Origin of the sequence: uncultured Caldilinea sp. (genome assembly GCF_937128415.1) — a bacterium.
Taxonomy (GTDB): domain Bacteria; phylum Chloroflexota; class Anaerolineae; order Caldilineales; family Caldilineaceae; genus Caldilinea.
Map to the genome: position 1 here is coordinate 1 of NZ_CAKZMJ010000053.1, position 15,160 is coordinate 15,160.

Here is a 15,160-nt window from a genome sequence, read left to right on the forward strand (position 1 = left end):
CGACAAACCGATGCCTTTCGCGGAGGCGCAGCCCCCCTCTCCCAGCATTGGGAGAGGGGGCCAGGGGGTGAGGGCCCATCTCGGCCCGCCCAAGACCTGCGGCTGCGAGCCGCAGCTACGACAAACCGATGCCTTTCGCGGAGGCGCAGCCCCCCTCTCCCAGCATTGGGAGAGGGGGCCAGGGGGTGAGGGCCCGCCTGGAAGATGATTGCCCAGCGTGACCTACGAGGGGCGCAGCGCCTCTTGCACGATCCCCGCATAGCCCCTGGCCGCAGCCGTCAATTCAGCGATCGAGAGCCGCTCATCGACGACGTGCGCATCCTCTTCGGCGGCGGGGCCAAAGCCGACCGTGGGCGCGCCGAGCTTGCCTGCACTCGACGCAGCATTGGTGCAGAAGCGATAGGCGCGTAGCTGAGGATTCAACCTCGCCGTGCGCAGACCGCGTAAAGCCATCTGAACAAACGGATGCTCTTCGGCAAATTCCCAGGCGGGGAAGAATTTCTGCGCTTGCAGCACTTTCCCAGTGTAGGTGCGATGCTCGCCCTGGGCGATCACAGCGTTGCACCGAAGTCCCTGCGCCTCCGGTTGATTCAGGATGGCGCCGAGCACGCTCTCCGGCGTCTCTCCGGGCAAGGTGCGCCGATCGTAGGTGACGCGACAACGGCTGGGCGTCACCGAATAGGCGGGATACGGGTCGGAGATGATGTCGGTGAGCGCCAACAGGGCCGGGCCAAGCAGCGGATGGCTGTCCAGCGGCGTAGATTCGACGATATGAATCAACTTGATCATTTCATGCACGGCGTTGACGCCCAGATGAGGCGAGGAGGAATGCGCCGGGACGCCGAGGGTTTCCAGGTGGATTTCGGCGCGGCCGCGCCCCCCACGATTCAGGTTGAGCTGCGTTGCTTCCCCGATGACGACGAAATCGGGGCGGACGCGCTCCATCACCGACTCCAACGCGATACCTTCCAGCACTTCCTCCATCACCGTTGCGCTGACGACGGCGCGACCGGCCAGCGCACTGCGGTCGAGCGAGCCGACCGCGTAAACCATCGCCGCCAGCGCGCCTTTCATGTCCGCTGCGCCGCGACCGTAGATATAGCCGTCTTCGACCACAGCGCCGAAGGGGTCGCGCGTCCACGTCGAGCCGGGCGCAATGCCGACGGTGTCGATGTGCGCGTCGAGCAGAATGGTCGGGCCAGGTCGGGCGCCGTTGACAATCCCCACTGCGCTGCCGTTCTCATCGACAAAGACTTCATCGAATCCCAGGCGGTGCATCTCGGCGACCACGCGTTCAACCGCCGGCCCTTCCTCTCCACTCAAGCTGGGAATGCGCACCAAATCTTGGGTGAAAGCGACCAGAGCTGTGTCGTTCAGATTGATGTTCAAGGTGAGTCCTCCTTGTGCGAATTTGATTCGTGTTGCGTGGTTCGTGGTGCGTCACGCAGAACGCAACACGCAACATTTTATCCCTTCATGTTCCACAATCGGCGGGCGGCGGCGTGAGCGCGAGCGATGATCGCCTCTTCATCTGCGCCGAGGACAACGCCATCGCGCACGCGCACCTGGCCGGCCACCATCACCATGCGCACATGGACGTGGCTGCGCCAGAGCACCAGTTGATCGTAGAGATTGTGCGCCTCCGCTGGCGTAGGCGTGCGCGTGTCGATTAATTGAAGGTCAGCCTGCCAGCCTTCGGCGAGACGCCCCACTTTCTCCAGCCCTAGCGCCTGGGCACCGCCCTCCGTCGCCAGACGCCAGACCAGCGGCGCAGACATTACGCGCGGATCCTGCTTGTGCGCCTTATGAATCAAAAAGGTCGCCCGCACCACTTCGTAGAAATCGTTGACGTAGCCATCGCTGCCCAGACCGACCGTCACGCCCGCCTCCACCAGCTCCGGCACAGGCGCAATGCCCGCCCCCACCTCGCAGTTGGAGAGCGGCATATGCGTCATCTTCACCCCACGCTGCGCCATGATTTCAATCTCGCGGGGGCTCATCTGCACGCACTGCGAGGCCAGCATACGGGGCCCGGCGACGCCCAGGCGATCGTAGTACTCCATCGGACGCACGCCGAAATGTTGAAGCGCATACTCCGGCTCGTGCACGCCCTCGGAGCAGTGCATGTGCACGAGCACGTCAAGCTCCTCGCCCAGGCGATGCGCCTGCTGGATGAACTCCGCCGAGCATGAGAAGGTAGTGTGAAAGCACATCAGCCCGGAGACCAGGCCGCCCTCTTCCCGGCAGGCGCGGATGAAGTCGGCGTTCTCGCGCAGGCCAAGCTGGCCGTTTTCTTTGCTGACGCGCTCGGTCGCCTCAAAGGACAGGATGGCGCGAATGCCGCGGCGTCGCACCACCTCGGCCTGGGCGGCGAGGCAGCCCGGCAGCGCATAGGGCGCTTCGGTGCAGTCGTAGACGGTGGTGACGCCGCTGCGCAACATCTCCAACAAGATGGCGTCGGTCGCTGCGCAGATCATCTCATGGTCGAGGCGATCCTCCACCAGCGGCCACCAGAACTCTTTCAGGAAGGGCCAGAAGCCGGAAGGCGCTTTGTCGAGCGGCAGCCCATGCGCCAGCAGGCCGTAGAGATGAGCATGGGCGTTGACGAAACCGGGCGAAAGCGTGCATCCCGGGGCGTCGATGACTTCGTCGTCGGGAAAGCGGCTGCGCAGCTCGGCGTTCGGCGCCACGGCGTCGATGATGTCGCCTTTGACGCGCACGCCCCACCCAAGGCGCGGGGGCTGACCGGGGACGTCGATCAGGAAGTCAGGTAAGATAATCATGGCTGCTCTCTGCTTAAAGTTTGTGGTCAAACGTTTGACTCAGTAGAAATTCTCACCTAAAATAGCCATTTAGATAGCCATCCAGGAGGCTGCCATGTCTAAATCATATACAATCGCCGAGGCGCGCCACAATCTACCGTCCATTGTTCACGAACTTGAGCGCGAGTCCGCAATCCAACTCACGCGCCGCGGGCGGCCGGTTGCAGTGCTGCTCTCCATCGACGAATATGAACGGTTGCGGGCGGGATTAACCACTTTCTGGAACGCCTATCAGTCTTTCCGAGCAACGGTCGATCTAACCGCCCTGGACATTGATCCATCTATCTTTAACGAAGCACGGGATCGTTCCCCTGGCCGCGAGACAGCATTGTGAAACTTATCTATCTGCTTGACACAAATATTATCTCCGAGCCATTGCGTCCAGAGCCGGATGCTGGCGTCACGATGCATTTGGCTCGCTACGACGGTCAATTCGCCATACCCGCCATTGTATGGCATGAATTGTGGTTCGGCTGTCTGCGCCTTTCCGCATCTATGAAACGCATCGCCATTGAACGCTTTCTGACCGAGGTTGTTCAACGCTCTGTCCCCATTCTCCCGTATGATGCGAGGGCGGCGCAGTGGCATGCGGCTGAACGGGCGCGTCTAACCCGTCTGGGGAAGACGCCTTCTTTTTCAGATGGTCAGATCGCAGCCATCGCCGTCGTCAATCAATTGACGCTTGTCACCAACAATGTGAGCGATTTTGCTCTTTTCGACGAGCTTCATGTCGTCAATTGGCGCCAGAACGCCCTATAACCTTTTCTTATACAACCCGATGTTTTAGCGCCCGCCCCTGCAACAACGCCAGGATGTTGTCGTAATCCTGGGAGCGACTGTGGCCGCCCGCAGTGAAGCCGCCCGCAGCGATATGGGGCGTAAGGATCAGGTTGAGCATTGGGTCCCGCACGGCCTGCACGAGCGGGTCTTCGGGGCGCAGCGGCTCGTAGGTGTACGTGTCCAGCGCTGCGCCCGCAAGATGGCCGGAGCGCAAGGCGTCGAGCAGCGCCGCTTCATCGACCGTGGCGCCAGACCCGCAGTGCACGAAGAGGCTGCCCGGCTTCATGCGGGCGAAGTAGGCGGCGTCGATCGGCTCTTTCGTCCCCTGATAGGGCAACAGCGAGCAGACGATGTCGCTGCGCTCGGCGATGGCCTCAGGGGAGGCGTACTCTACCCCCAGTTGCTCCTCTACAGGTGCGGGCAGGCGCGTGCGCTTATGGTAGAGCACTGTGCAGTGAAAGCCGCGCAGTTGCTCCACCAGCTCCCAACCGATCTCGCCGAAGCCGAGGATGCCCACCGTGGCGCCGCTCAACTTGCCGATGCCGGTGCGCTTCGACCAATTGTAGGCGAAGGTGTCTTCGTCTCCGCGCTTCGTCTCGACGCCGTAGTCGGCGGCTTCGGCGGTGATGTGCATCGCCTCGCGCAGCCGCTTGAGCAGCCCCAGCATCTGCAGCATCATGTGCTCCGCCACCATTACGCAGCCCTCGATCGGCCAGCAGCAAACGGGCACGCCCGCCCTGCGCGCAGCGTCGAGGTCGATGTCCCACACCTGGCGGCCCAGACGCTGGATCAGGCGCAGCTTGGGCGCAGCTGCGATCATTTCGGCGTCGATGACGCCGGTGCGCTCGGTGATCAGAAACTCGACGTCGGCCAGCAGGGAGAGAATCTCCTCGCGGCCGGCCCCGCGGCGCATGACGAGCTCCAGTTCAGGCGGCGCGCCTTCCATCGCCCACTTTTGATGTTGCAACCCGCGCTGCGTGAGAAACAAGGTCTTGTGTTTGGTCATAACGAATAGGCCTCGGCGAACGCATCCACTACGGGCTTGATGTCGTCCATCATCGGGTAGAGGATCGGGCAGGTGACGCCGGCGTCGATATACTCCTGCACTTTGGCTACGCACTCGTCGCTGGTGCCCACGGCCATCAGGCTGCGCACCACGTCGTCTGGGATCACTTTGGCGGCGGCCAGATATTCCGCTTCGGTAGCCGGCCAGCCCATGACCGACTGCACGCGCTGAATCAAATCTTCGGGCACGCCGCTCGCTTTCATGATGTGCGGCTCGGTGGCGAGGTAATAGGCGACCAGCTTTTTACCCTCGAACATGGCGGCGGCAGGGTCTTCGTCGCTGAGCGAACACACCAGCAGCTCCGGGCGATCGACCTGGTCGAGCGTCTTGCCTGCCTTGGCTGCACCCTGCTCCACCAACGCCACGGCGCGTCGAATGTAGTCGACCGAGACGACGTAGTTGAGCACCACGCCGTCGCAGATCTCGCCTGCAAGCTCCAGCATCTTATCACCCGTGGCGCCGATGTAGATCGGAATGTCGCGCGGGCGCAGGTCGCCGAAGACGACGTCCAGCTTGACGCGATCGAGTTTGACGAACTCTCCTTCGTAGGTCACTTCCTCCATCGTGAAGAGCTGACGACACGCTTCCACGTACTCGCGCATGGCTTTCAGCGGCTTCGTACGGTTGACGCCGACGCGACTGGCGATCGGCTCCCACCATGCGCCCAGGCCGAGCATCACGCGCGACGGCGCGTCTGCATCGCCGCTGACCTGTTTGCCCAGCTCCCACATGGTGCTCCACGTGGCGGCGATCACGGCGGCGTTGCGCGTCCAGATCGGCAGCACGCCGGAGCCGACGCGCAGCCGCTTCGTGCGCGTCAGAAAGGCCGACATCATAACGACGCAGTCGCGCGCCAACCGGGTGTCCGCCTGCCAGATCTCGCTGAAGCCGCGCGACTCGGCGTACTCCGCCATCTCCAGCTCATAGGCCAGCGGGTGCTTATCTTGCATGTAGAGAGCGAAGCGTGGTTTTGTGGGCATCTTTCGCCTCCGGTGTCATAAATGATGAATGGGTTTGCTCCAAAAATCGGGCGAATTTCCGTGCAGCGATTCGGCGGCAACCCGCCTGATCGGCGTCATCGGTGTTCTATTTCATTTTTGTCGGCAACCACCCGCCGTTGGCCGTATAGCCTCCATCGACGGCCAGCACCTGTCCGGTGATAAAGCGCGCCTGGTCGGATACGAGAAAGACGACGGCGTCGGCGATCTCCGCCGGCTCGGCGAAGCGCCCCAGTGGGATACGGGCGACAATGGCGTCATGCTCCAACTTACCCTCTTGGATCGCCTGTTTCAGACGGGCGGTTGCCGTGTGACTCGGCGCCACTGCGTTGACGCGAATGCGATGCTCGGCCCATTCCAGAGCCAGGGAGCGGGTCAGGCTATTCAAGGCCGCTTTCGAGGCGGCGTAGGCCGCCCGCCCATGTGCGCTGTGCGTGGCAGTGATGCTGCTGATGTTAACGACAACGCCTTCCTCGCCTCGGGCAATCGCCTGGCGAGCGAAGGCTCTTGCACACAGAAAAGCGCCGAAAAGGCCCACGCGAAAAGTTCGTTCCCAGTCCTGCAGCATCAGATCGAGCGCCGGTTTGATGGAGACAACCGCTGCACAGTTAATGAGGATGTCAACGCCGCCGTGAGTTCCGACCATTTGCTCAAACAGCTCTTCACACTGCGCCTCGTCGGCGACATCGAGCGCTGCGGCGAAGACTGCACCTGAAGAAGCGTGTGCAATGGCGGCGGCTGTCTCTTGTGCAGCGAGACCGTTCACATCGGCGACGACCACGGTGGCGCCGGCGCGGGCCAGAGCCTCTGCACAGGCGGCGCCGATGCCCTGCGCTGCGCCGGTGACAACGGCGACCTTGCCGGTCAACATATCATCCCTCGTAGATCTCCAACGCTTCGCTTGTCACCTCGAGCTGAACATCGGACATCCTGGCATCCAGCTCCCGGTTCAACTCTTCCGGGAAGCTCTTCCACTGCGCCAGCGATTCCCAGCGCACGATAATGACCACTTCATCGGGGTGATCGATGCTCGGCCAGACTTCCTTGGAAATGAAGCCGTCGTGGGCGGCCAGGGCGGGCGTCCAGATTTCGGCGTCGCGCGCCAGCCATTCCTTGCGACGACCGGGCGCACATTTGACGCGCAGCAGTTCAATGACAGGCATCGTCTCTCTCCCTACAAATGCTCAGAAATCGCCTCGTCCAAATCTTCCAGAAAGCCTCCTGGAAGATAACATGCTGAGCCTGAAGGCTGGTGAAACGGGCGTCGATTCAGACCCCAAGAGTTCAGACCCCAAGAGATCGGGATCAAAAAAATTTAGTGGGAAAACAGTTGTCCGCCATCAATAAAGTACACATGGCCCGTTAGATAGTCGTGTTCGATCAGCATCGCGATCACGCGCGAGACGTCCTCCGGCTGTCCGAGGCGCTTGACCAGCGTGCGCGCTCGCGCCTCTTCAATCTGCTCCGGCGTGAAGTCGGGCGGCAGCAAGACCGGACCGGGCGCCACGGCGTTGACCCGGATCGTCGGCCCCAGTTCTCGCGCAGCGTAACGGGTCAATTGCACCACCCCTGCCTTGGCGATGGCGTGATGCCCCAACGTCGGCCACACCTCATAGACCGAGAGATCGGCCACGTTGATCACGACCCCGCGCCCCTGTTTGAGCATGAAGGGCGCAACGGCTTGGGTGCAAAAAAAGGCGGCCTTGCACGTCACATCGTTGCAAAGGTCGTACTCCGCCTCCGTCACTTCGAGGAAAGGACGCATCAGCCAGGGCGAGGCGTTGTTGATCAACACGTCAATGCGTCCAAACTCTTCGGCGGTCTGCGCCACCCAACGGCGCATGGCGTCGAGGTTGCGAACGTCCAGCGCAGTTGCAGTGCAACGCACGCCCAACGCCTCGATTTCTTGCTGTGTTTCCGGACCGGGTTCATGGGGAAGATAGCTGAAGGCGATGTGGGCGCCTCTCTGCGCCAGATAAAGGCCGTGAGCGCGTCCCAGTCGAATTGCGCCGCCCGTAATCAGCACGACCGAATTTTTAATCTCCATTGCGCTGCGTTCCTTTTTAACTTTCCCTAGAAGGGAAGCCGAAGCCCTGCGGCTGCGAGCCACAGCGACAGTGAAATCCAGATGCATTTTCGTAGGCGCAACTCGCAGCTGCGCTTGCTCATTTTTCCACGGCGCTTCGGCCTGCGAAGACCTGCAGCTGCGAGCCGCAGCTACGACGTCCCCTCCTCCCCCTCTCCCAGCCTTGGGAGAGGGGGCCAGGGGGTGAGGGCCCGCCGAAGCCCTGCGGCTGCGAGCCGCAGCTACTGCGAAAACGAATCACCGGATATGATACCTGGAAGGAAATAATTCCTGAAACGCTGAATTTGCGATGCGCATTCGACGCTTCCTCTGAGCTTCCTTCCACAGAAGGGATGTGGTAAAGTGAAAGCAATCTGCAAACTGGAGATCGGGGATGCGCTTTCCTGCGGCGCAAAGAGCAATCGAATTCCATCCTGTTGGCTGAAGACGAAGGATCGCAGTTTATGGGACTCAACATTTTGGTGGGGGTGGCCTGGCCCTACGTCAACGGTGAAAAGCACATCGGCCAGATCGCCGGCGCATATTTGCCGCCGGACATCTTCGCGCGCTATCAGCGCATGATCGGCAACGACGTGTTGATGGTGAGCGGCTCAGACACGCACGGCACGCCGATCATGCTCAAAGCAGAGGCCGAAGGCGTCCCCTACACCGAAATCGTCGAAAAGTATCATCGCCTTTTCATCGACGGCTGCCTGGCGATGGGGTTGACTTTTGATCTGTATACGCACACCGACACCGCCAATCACTGGGACGTCACCCATCATATGTTCCTGCGTCACTGGGAGACCGGCTTTATCTACAAGGACATGCAACGCCAGTGGTACGACCCGGTGGCCAAAAAGTTTCTGGCAGACCGTTACGTCGAAGGTGAATGCCCCTATTGCGGCTATCCGGACGCGCGCGGGGATCAGTGCGACAACTGCGGCCGCATCTACGACGCGCTTGAGCTCAAAAACCCGCGCTCTAAAATCAGCGGCGCCACAATGCTGGAGATTCGCGAGACCGAGCACTTCTTTCTCGACCTGGCCAAGATGAACGAGCCGCTGCTCGCATGGGTTTCCCACGACAAGGAGCACTGGCGCCCGAATGTGCTCAATTTTACGCGCGGGCTGCTGGAGCGTCGCGACCTGCGCGGCCGCGCCATCACGCGTGATCTCGACTGGGGAATCACCATCCCCATCGGCGATTATCCCGACAAGCGCATCTACGTCTGGTATGAAGCCGTCATCGGCTACCTCAGCGCAGCCATTGAATGGGCGAAGTTAAGCGGCGACTCTGAAGCCTGGCGTCGGTGGTGGGACGCCGACGTCAACCCCGGCGCGCGCATCTACAACTTCATCGGCAAGGACAATATTCCGTTCCACACCATCATCTGGCCCGGCATGTTGATCGGCTACAACCACGGCCCGACGCATCTCAATCTGCCCTACGACGTGCCGGCCAACGAGTATCTCAACCTGGGCGGCGGCAAATTCAGCACCAGCCGCGGCAACGTGATCGGCTGGAACACGGTGCTGGCGCAATTTCAACCCGACGCCTGGCGCTACGTGCTCACGGCGCTGGCGCCGGAGACCGCCGACGTCGAGTTCACATGGCAGGATTTCATGGACCGCGTCAACAACGAGCTGGTCGCCAACTGGGGCAACCTGGTCAACCGCACGCTAGGCTTCGCCTACAAACGCTTCGAGGGAAGAGTGCCGACGCCTGCAGCGCTGACCGAAGAGGACGAGGCGTTCCTGGCCGAAATTCGCGCCGGCTTCGACAGCGTCGGCTCGCTCTATCAGGCTGTGCGGCTCAAGGCCGCTTTGCAAGAGGCGCGACGCCTCAGCCAACGCGCCAACCAGTACCTCAACGACACTGCGCCCTGGAAGACCATCAACGAGTCGCCGGAACGCGCGGCCACGGCCATCTACGTGACGCTGCAGGCCATCGACTGGCTCAAGCTGCTCTGGGCGCCGATCCTGCCGCACGGCAGCGAGGAATTGCATCAGATGCTCGGCTATGAACAGCCGCTCTTCGGCCGTCAATACACCGAAACCGTCGAGGATGCGCGAGGAAGTCACCTCGTCCTGCGCTATGACCATACAGGAGCAAGCGGCGTCTGGCAGGCGAACGTGCTGCCGCCGGGTCAGTTGCTGCGCGAGCCCAAACCCCTTTTCGCCAAGCTGGATGAGGCGACGATGGCGGAGAAGTTGAGCAGCGTATGATGCGCTGCGCAATGACGTAAACGATCGATGGAAAAGACGATTGCGGGAGAAAAAACCATCGCCGGCTATCGCCCCATTTCGGCGAGCCTGGATCGCTACTACCTGCGCCGTCCCCGCTTCGCCCTGGCGTTGATTGTCGCCGGCTATCTGATCGCAGCGACAATCTTTGCCGTCGTCACGCCCGACTGGCAAAACCCAGACGAGCCGGCGCACTACAATAACATCGCGCACATCGCCGAAGGACGGGGATTGCCCGTGCTGCGCTACGGCGACTATGACCAGGATTATTTAAGCGCGCTGGTCAGCGGCCGATTTCCGCCGCATCTCTCCATCGCGCCGCTGCGCTACGAAGCCTATCAGCCGCCGCTGTATTATCTCGTGGCTGCACCCGTCTTTCTGCTGAGCGGGGGCGACCTGCTGATTTTGCGCCTGTTCAACGTGTTGCTAGGCGCGATCAGCCTGATCTTGCTCTACGCCTGCGTGGAGACGGTCTTCCCTACCAAGACGTTGCTGACGGTGGGCGCCGTGGCTTTCACCGCCTTTCTTCCCATGCACGTGGCGATGAGCGCCTCCGTCAACAACGATGGGCTGGCCGAGCTGCTCCTGCTGGCGGCGATGCTCACGCTGCTGCGCTGGATGAAGCAGCGCTTTCATCAAGCCTCGAGGAGCGAAGTCGAAGTCTCGCCCACCGAATGGAAAACCCTGCTCCTGCTAGGCATATTGCTTGGGCTTGGCATGGCCACCAAGATCTACGCTTATCTCGCCATGCCATTGGTCGCAGGCATGGTGTTGTTCACCGTCTGGCTTTCCCCCTCTGTGCATCTGGACCAACTGAGCGCGCGTCCCACCAAACGCTCTTTTGTGCAAGGGCTGAAGGCGGCGCTCTGGGTGGCCGTCCCTGCGCTGTTGCTGGCGACGCCGCTGTGGATTCGCAACGCCGCGCTCTACGGGCCGACCGACCTGCTGGGGTTGCAGATGCATGACGCCGTCGTGGTCGGCCAGCCAACCACTGCCGAATGGATCGATCGCGAGGGGTTGCCGGCCTATATCGAACGCGGCCTTGACTTCACCTTCCGCAGTTTCTGGGGCGTCTTCGGTTGGATGGGCGTTTTCATGGACGCACGCGTCTATATGCTGCTGCTCGTCTTCACCGGCGCTTTGATGTTGGGGCTGCTGTGGGCCCTGGTGCGTTTCATTTGCGGCCGACCGGAAGCCGACATGGATCGGTATCAATTCTGGGTGCTCGGCTTCTTCGCCGTGATGATTGTAGCCGTGCTGGCCGGCTTTATCGGCTATAATCTCAAATTCGTGCAACATCAAGGGCGCTATCTTTTCTGGGGCTTGTTGCCGATCAGCACATTTGTCGCGCTGGCCTGGCGCGAGTTGATGCAGCCGCTGCAGGGCAAACTCACCGGCATGATGGCGGTGGTGCTTGCGGCGGCGCTGGCCATCGCCGACTTGCGCGTCGAGATGATGGATCGCTGGACGATGCTCGCCATCGGCCTCTTTGGGTTGATGCTGATGTTGCAACCCCTCTTGCTTTTTGGCTCCGTCGATGCCATCGTCATCGGCGCGCCCGTGTTTCTTCAGCGCATTTTGGAGCAGGAGCGCTGGCAGCCTGCACTGCGCATCGCACGAGTGCTGATCTGGGCGTCGCCCTTTCTGGCGCTCTTTCTGCTGAACCTGGTGATACCGTTTCGCTATATCCGCCCCCAACTGGGCGGTTGAGGGAGCTCGCACCATGCAACAGGTCTACAACCCACCTCCACGAACACAACCTTTCCGACGCACAGCGTTGGATATGGCTGCGCTCTTTGTGCTGCTGACCTTGCTTGCCGGCGTCACCGCAGCGGCGACGTGGGGGTTCTGGCACACCGGGCGCATTTACACCGGCGTCAGCGTAGCCGGCGTTTCGCTCGGCGGGTTGACGCGCAGCGAAGCCTATCAACGGCTCGGGGAAAGACTGCGCCCCTATCCTCTGCCGCCCATTGTGCTGGAGCATGAAGGGGAGCAGCGGCCGCTTTCCGCTGCGCAGGTGCAGGCGCGCGCCGACCTGCTCGACGCCGTCAACCGCGCTTATCTTTATGGCCGCAGCGGCTCTCTGCTGAACGACGTCGTCGCCCAACTCCGCGCAGCCTTGTTGGGTGTGGTGATCGTCCCGCGCGTCGAGGTCGACGCAGAGGAACTGCGCGCTGCAGTCGCTGCGCTGGCGGCCGGCGTCGATCGTCCCGCCGTTGCAGAGCGCAGGCTGGGGGACGTCGTGATCCCGGCCCAAGCCGGCCGCAGCGTCGACGTCGAAGCCACGCTTCAGGGATTGCTGCAACAGCTTGCCGACGGCGCAGCAGGGACGGTGCGGGCGCCGCTAGTCGTGCATTCCATTGCAGCGCCCGCGCCTTCCGTCACCCCTTCGGCGCCGCTGAACAACGACATAGAAATGCGCCCGCTGCTGCTGCGTTCGCAGGCCGACAATTTTGCCCTGGCGTTGACGCCCGCTGAATTGCGCAACATGTTGCGCTCCGTCGATCCGCCGGAGCTGGACGAAGCCAGCCTGCGTCGCTTCCTGGAGCCGATCGCCGCCCAAATTGAACGGCGGCCGCGCGACGCTCGCCTGCGCTTCAACCCGCAGACGGGCGCAGTCACCGTGCTCAGCCCCAGCTTTCCCGGTCGCGCGCTCGACGTGGAGGCCACCATTGCGGCGATCCGCTCGGCGATCGTCAGCGGCGCCGACGAAGCGTCGCTGGTGGTTAAAACGATCGAACCGGCCGTAGACATGAACCGCATCGCCGAAATGGGCATTCGCGAGCTGGTCGCAAGCGGACGCACCTACTTCGCAGGCAGCAGCGCCAGCCGCATCCGCAACATTGAAGTGGCCGCCAAGCAGTTCGAGGGGGTGGTGATTCCTCCCAACGGCATCTTCAGCTTCAATCAAATCGTGCGCGACGTCAGCTCCGCCAACGGCTTCGAGGACTCGCTCATCATCTGGGGCGACCGCACGGCGGTGGGCGTGGGCGGCGGCGTCTGTCAGGTGAGCACCACCGTCTTCCGCGCCGCCTATCAAGGCGGGTTTCCCATCGTCGAACGCTATAATCACGGCTACGTCGTCGACTGGTACGGCGAGCCAGGGCTGGACGCCACCATCTTCACGCCGACCGTCGATTTCCGCTTCCGCAATGACACCGACGCTTACCTGTTGATCGAGCCTGTCGTGGACAGCGTCAACGGCGTCATCACCTTCAACTTCTACGGCACCAAACCCCACCGCACGGTGACGATCAGCAAGCCGGAGATCACCGACGTCATCAAACCCGGCCCGCCGGTCTACACCGTGGATGAAAGCCTGGCTCCTGGTCAGATGAAGCAGGTCGAATGGCAGAAGGACGGGATGACCGTGACGGTGACGCGCACGATCGTTGAGAACGGCACGACGCGCACCGACACGCTGCGCAGCAAGTATCAACCGTGGCGGGCAGTCTATCTCGTCGGCCCCGGCACGGTCACGCCCACGCCGGAGCCGACCTCTACGCCATGAACGAATCGGCGCGGAAGCGATGAAAGGCGCTGCTCAACCTATCAACGTCAGCAGAAATCCCAGCGCACCCGCCCACAGGACGTAATAGAGCATGCTCCTCAGCGTCAGGCGGATAATGGCGCCTTCCTGTCCCAGCAGGTTGACGACCGAGGCGGCCGCCACAACGTTGAGCACGCAGATCATGTTCCCGGCATTGGCGCCGATCATCTGCAGGGCAAGCACGATCCGCGCTGGCAGCCCAACCTGTTCGGCCACGCTGAATTGAAAGAGCGAGAACATCAGGTTGCTGAAGGTGGCGCTGCCGGAGATGAAGGACCCCAACGAACCCACCAACGGGGCGGCCAACGGCCAGGCCTGCCCGAACGCCGCCACCATCAAGCTTGCCAGCTCGATCGGCATGCTCTCCAGCCCCGCCTCGTTCACGCCGGAGTTGATGAAAATGCGCACCATCGGCACGGCGGCGCCCAACGCCACTGCGCTGCCCGCCAACATGCGCGCCGAGCGATTGAACGCCTGCAGCGCCTGGCTGCGACTCATGGCGTGCAGAAAGACCGTCAGCGCCGCCGCCAGGACAAAGATCGTCCCCGGCAGATACAAAGGCGCAAACGAAGCGCTGATCTCCGTGCCGAGAATCTGAGACCAACCCACCTGGAAATGTTGCAGCCACGCCTTGAAGGGCAAACCGTTCAACCGCGTGATGACCAGCAAGCCCGCCACGAGCAAGTAAGGGAGCCAGGCGCGGCGCAAGGTCAGACGGGCGCTGAAACTGGATTCGGCGTTGGCCGCGCCGAAGTCCCACGGTTCCTTGGGCAATAAAAATCCACGGCGGGCGGCGGGCGTCACAATCGCCAACCCGATCAGCCCTCCAAGCAGCGAGGGAAATTCCGGACCGAACAGCGCGGCCACCGTCAACGCCGGGATGGTGAAACTGAAGCCGGCGAAAAGGGCGAAAGGCCAGATGGACAACCCCTCGCGCCAGCTGCGATTGGCGCCAAAAAAGCGCGTTAAAAACGCCACCAGGATCAGCGGAATGAAGGAGCCGACCAGGAGGTCGATCTGCACCGCCTGCACGGCGACGCTGCGCAGGAAACGTTCAAAGGGCTGCTGACCGAGATAGGCCGCCACAGCCGGAGCCAGGCTGCCGCCCACCTGCAAGCCCTCGCCGACGCCGATGATCACCGGCGTCCCCACTGCGCCGAAAGAGACCGGGCTGCTGTTGGCAATCAACGCCAACGCCACAGCCGCCAAGGGAGGAAATCCCAACGCCACCAGCAGCGGAGCGCACAAAGCCGCCGGCGTGCCAAAGCCTGCAGCCCCCTCGATAAACGCGCCAAAAAGCCAGGCGATGATGATCAATTGCACGCGACGATCGGCGCTGATGTACATGAAGCCGTTGCGAATGGCGTCGATGGCGCCGCTCTCGCGCAGCGTGTTGAGCAGCAAAATGGCGCCAAAGATGATCCAGAGGATCGAGGCGGCGATCATCAGCCCTTCCAGCGCAGCGGCCAGCACCTGAACCCCGGGCACGCGCCAGAAGAGCATCGTCAGTGCAGCGGTCAAAGCCAGGCTAATCGGCATGGCGCGCACGGCGGGAAAACGAAAAAGCACGAGAAAGAGGAAGACTGACAGAATCGGCGTGAGGGCGGTTAACAGCGTCGCTGTGTTCATTACC

Annotated in this window: 13 protein-coding genes; 5 read left to right on the plus strand and 8 right to left on the minus strand. The window is 62.2% G+C overall.

Annotation, left to right across the window (positions count from 1 at the left end):
* Positions 1–222: 222 nt before the first annotated feature.
* Together Q0367_RS07600 and Q0367_RS07605 are read right to left on the minus strand one after the other, a co-directional pair.
* Entirely contained in the window at positions 223–1,389 is a 1,167-nt protein-coding gene (locus tag Q0367_RS07600) for a YgeY family selenium metabolism-linked hydrolase (RefSeq protein WP_297630779.1), read from the minus strand.
* Between the two features lie 77 nt (positions 1,390–1,466).
* A complete protein-coding gene (locus Q0367_RS07605) occupies positions 1,467–2,783 on the minus strand; it encodes an amidohydrolase family protein (RefSeq protein ID WP_297630777.1) in 1,317 nt (438 codons plus the stop codon).
* 94 nt (positions 2,784–2,877) lie between these two features.
* On the opposite strand from Q0367_RS07605, the gene Q0367_RS07610 reads away from it, so the two are divergent.
* Together Q0367_RS07610 and Q0367_RS07615 are read left to right on the plus strand one after the other, a co-directional pair.
* Positions 2,878–3,156, plus strand: coding sequence for a type II toxin-antitoxin system Phd/YefM family antitoxin (locus Q0367_RS07610; RefSeq protein WP_298981406.1), 279 nt, complete (start codon positions 2,878–2,880; stop codon positions 3,154–3,156).
* Positions 3,153–3,581 (plus strand): type II toxin-antitoxin system VapC family toxin, encoded by a 429-nt coding sequence (locus Q0367_RS07615; protein WP_298981407.1) that lies wholly within the window; start codon positions 3,153–3,155, stop codon positions 3,579–3,581. The genes Q0367_RS07610 and Q0367_RS07615 overlap by 4 nt, the downstream gene beginning before the upstream one ends.
* 7 nt (positions 3,582–3,588) lie before the next feature.
* On the opposite strand, the gene Q0367_RS07620 is transcribed toward Q0367_RS07615, so the two are convergent.
* The 5 genes from Q0367_RS07620 to Q0367_RS07640 form a co-directional block, all read right to left on the minus strand.
* Complete coding sequence (locus Q0367_RS07620; RefSeq protein WP_298981408.1) at positions 3,589–4,608, minus strand: NAD(P)-dependent oxidoreductase; 1,020 nt, start codon at positions 4,606–4,608, stop codon at positions 3,589–3,591.
* Complete coding sequence (locus tag Q0367_RS07625; protein WP_298981409.1) at positions 4,605–5,648, minus strand: LLM class flavin-dependent oxidoreductase; 1,044 nt, start codon at positions 5,646–5,648, stop codon at positions 4,605–4,607. Before Q0367_RS07625 ends, Q0367_RS07620 begins: the two co-directional genes overlap by 4 nt.
* 106 nt (positions 5,649–5,754) lie before the next feature.
* A complete protein-coding gene (locus tag Q0367_RS07630; RefSeq protein ID WP_298981410.1) occupies positions 5,755–6,537 on the minus strand; it encodes an SDR family NAD(P)-dependent oxidoreductase in 783 nt (260 codons plus the stop codon).
* A 1-nt stretch (position 6,538) separates the two neighbouring features.
* The gene (locus Q0367_RS07635) at positions 6,539–6,829 is read right to left on the minus strand and encodes a TIGR03792 family protein (protein ID WP_297630757.1); all 291 of its coding nucleotides are present in this window, start codon (positions 6,827–6,829) and stop codon (positions 6,539–6,541) included.
* Positions 6,830–6,981: 152 nt separating this feature from the next.
* Entirely contained in the window at positions 6,982–7,713 is a 732-nt protein-coding gene (locus Q0367_RS07640) for an SDR family NAD(P)-dependent oxidoreductase (RefSeq protein WP_298981411.1), read from the minus strand.
* A 482-nt stretch (positions 7,714–8,195) separates the two neighbouring features.
* Between Q0367_RS07640 and metG the strand changes: the two genes are divergently transcribed.
* Genes metG through Q0367_RS07655 form a run of 3 tightly spaced genes read left to right on the plus strand, consistent with a single transcriptional unit; the run spans position 8,196 to position 13,488 of the window.
* Positions 8,196–9,959, plus strand: coding sequence for a methionine--tRNA ligase (metG, locus tag Q0367_RS07645; RefSeq protein WP_298981412.1), 1,764 nt, complete (start codon positions 8,196–8,198; stop codon positions 9,957–9,959).
* Between the two features lie 27 nt (positions 9,960–9,986).
* Positions 9,987–11,687: a phospholipid carrier-dependent glycosyltransferase gene (locus Q0367_RS07650; protein WP_298981413.1), complete on the plus strand. Its 1,701-nt coding sequence runs from the start codon at positions 9,987–9,989 to the stop codon at positions 11,685–11,687.
* Between the two features lie 13 nt (positions 11,688–11,700).
* Positions 11,701–13,488, plus strand: a complete 1,788-nt coding sequence (locus tag Q0367_RS07655) for a VanW family protein (protein ID WP_298981414.1) — start codon at positions 11,701–11,703, stop codon at positions 13,486–13,488.
* Positions 13,489–13,521: 33 nt separating this feature from the next.
* Here the strand turns inward: Q0367_RS07655 and Q0367_RS07660 are convergent, their stop codons facing one another.
* Positions 13,522–15,156: an L-lactate permease gene (locus Q0367_RS07660; RefSeq protein ID WP_298981415.1), complete on the minus strand. Its 1,635-nt coding sequence runs from the start codon at positions 15,154–15,156 to the stop codon at positions 13,522–13,524.
* Positions 15,157–15,160: the final 4 nt, after the last annotated feature.

Excerpts from the sequence above, each read along its gene's own strand:
- Q0367_RS07605 (WP_297630777.1), bottom strand. The coding sequence starts at position 2,783 with ATGATTATCTTACCTGACTTCCTGATCGACGTCCCCGGTCAGCCCCCG.
- Q0367_RS07610 (WP_298981406.1), top strand. The coding sequence starts at position 2,878 with ATGTCTAAATCATATACAATCGCCGAGGCGCGCCACAATCTACCGTCC.
- Q0367_RS07620 (WP_298981408.1), bottom strand. The coding sequence starts at position 4,608 with ATGACCAAACACAAGACCTTGTTTCTCACGCAGCGCGGGTTGCAACAT.
- Q0367_RS07625 (WP_298981409.1), bottom strand. The coding sequence starts at position 5,648 with ATGCCCACAAAACCACGCTTCGCTCTCTACATGCAAGATAAGCACCCG.
- Q0367_RS07630 (WP_298981410.1), bottom strand. The coding sequence starts at position 6,537 with ATGTTGACCGGCAAGGTCGCCGTTGTCACCGGCGCAGCGCAGGGCATC.
- Q0367_RS07635 (WP_297630757.1), bottom strand. The coding sequence starts at position 6,829 with ATGCCTGTCATTGAACTGCTGCGCGTCAAATGTGCGCCCGGTCGTCGC.
- Q0367_RS07640 (WP_298981411.1), bottom strand. The coding sequence starts at position 7,713 with ATGGAGATTAAAAATTCGGTCGTGCTGATTACGGGCGGCGCAATTCGA.
- metG (WP_298981412.1), top strand. The coding sequence starts at position 8,196 with ATGGGACTCAACATTTTGGTGGGGGTGGCCTGGCCCTACGTCAACGGT.
- Q0367_RS07650 (WP_298981413.1), top strand. The coding sequence starts at position 9,987 with ATGGAAAAGACGATTGCGGGAGAAAAAACCATCGCCGGCTATCGCCCC.
- Q0367_RS07655 (WP_298981414.1), top strand. The coding sequence starts at position 11,701 with ATGCAACAGGTCTACAACCCACCTCCACGAACACAACCTTTCCGACGC.
- Q0367_RS07660 (WP_298981415.1), bottom strand. The coding sequence starts at position 15,156 with ATGAACACAGCGACGCTGTTAACCGCCCTCACGCCGATTCTGTCAGTC.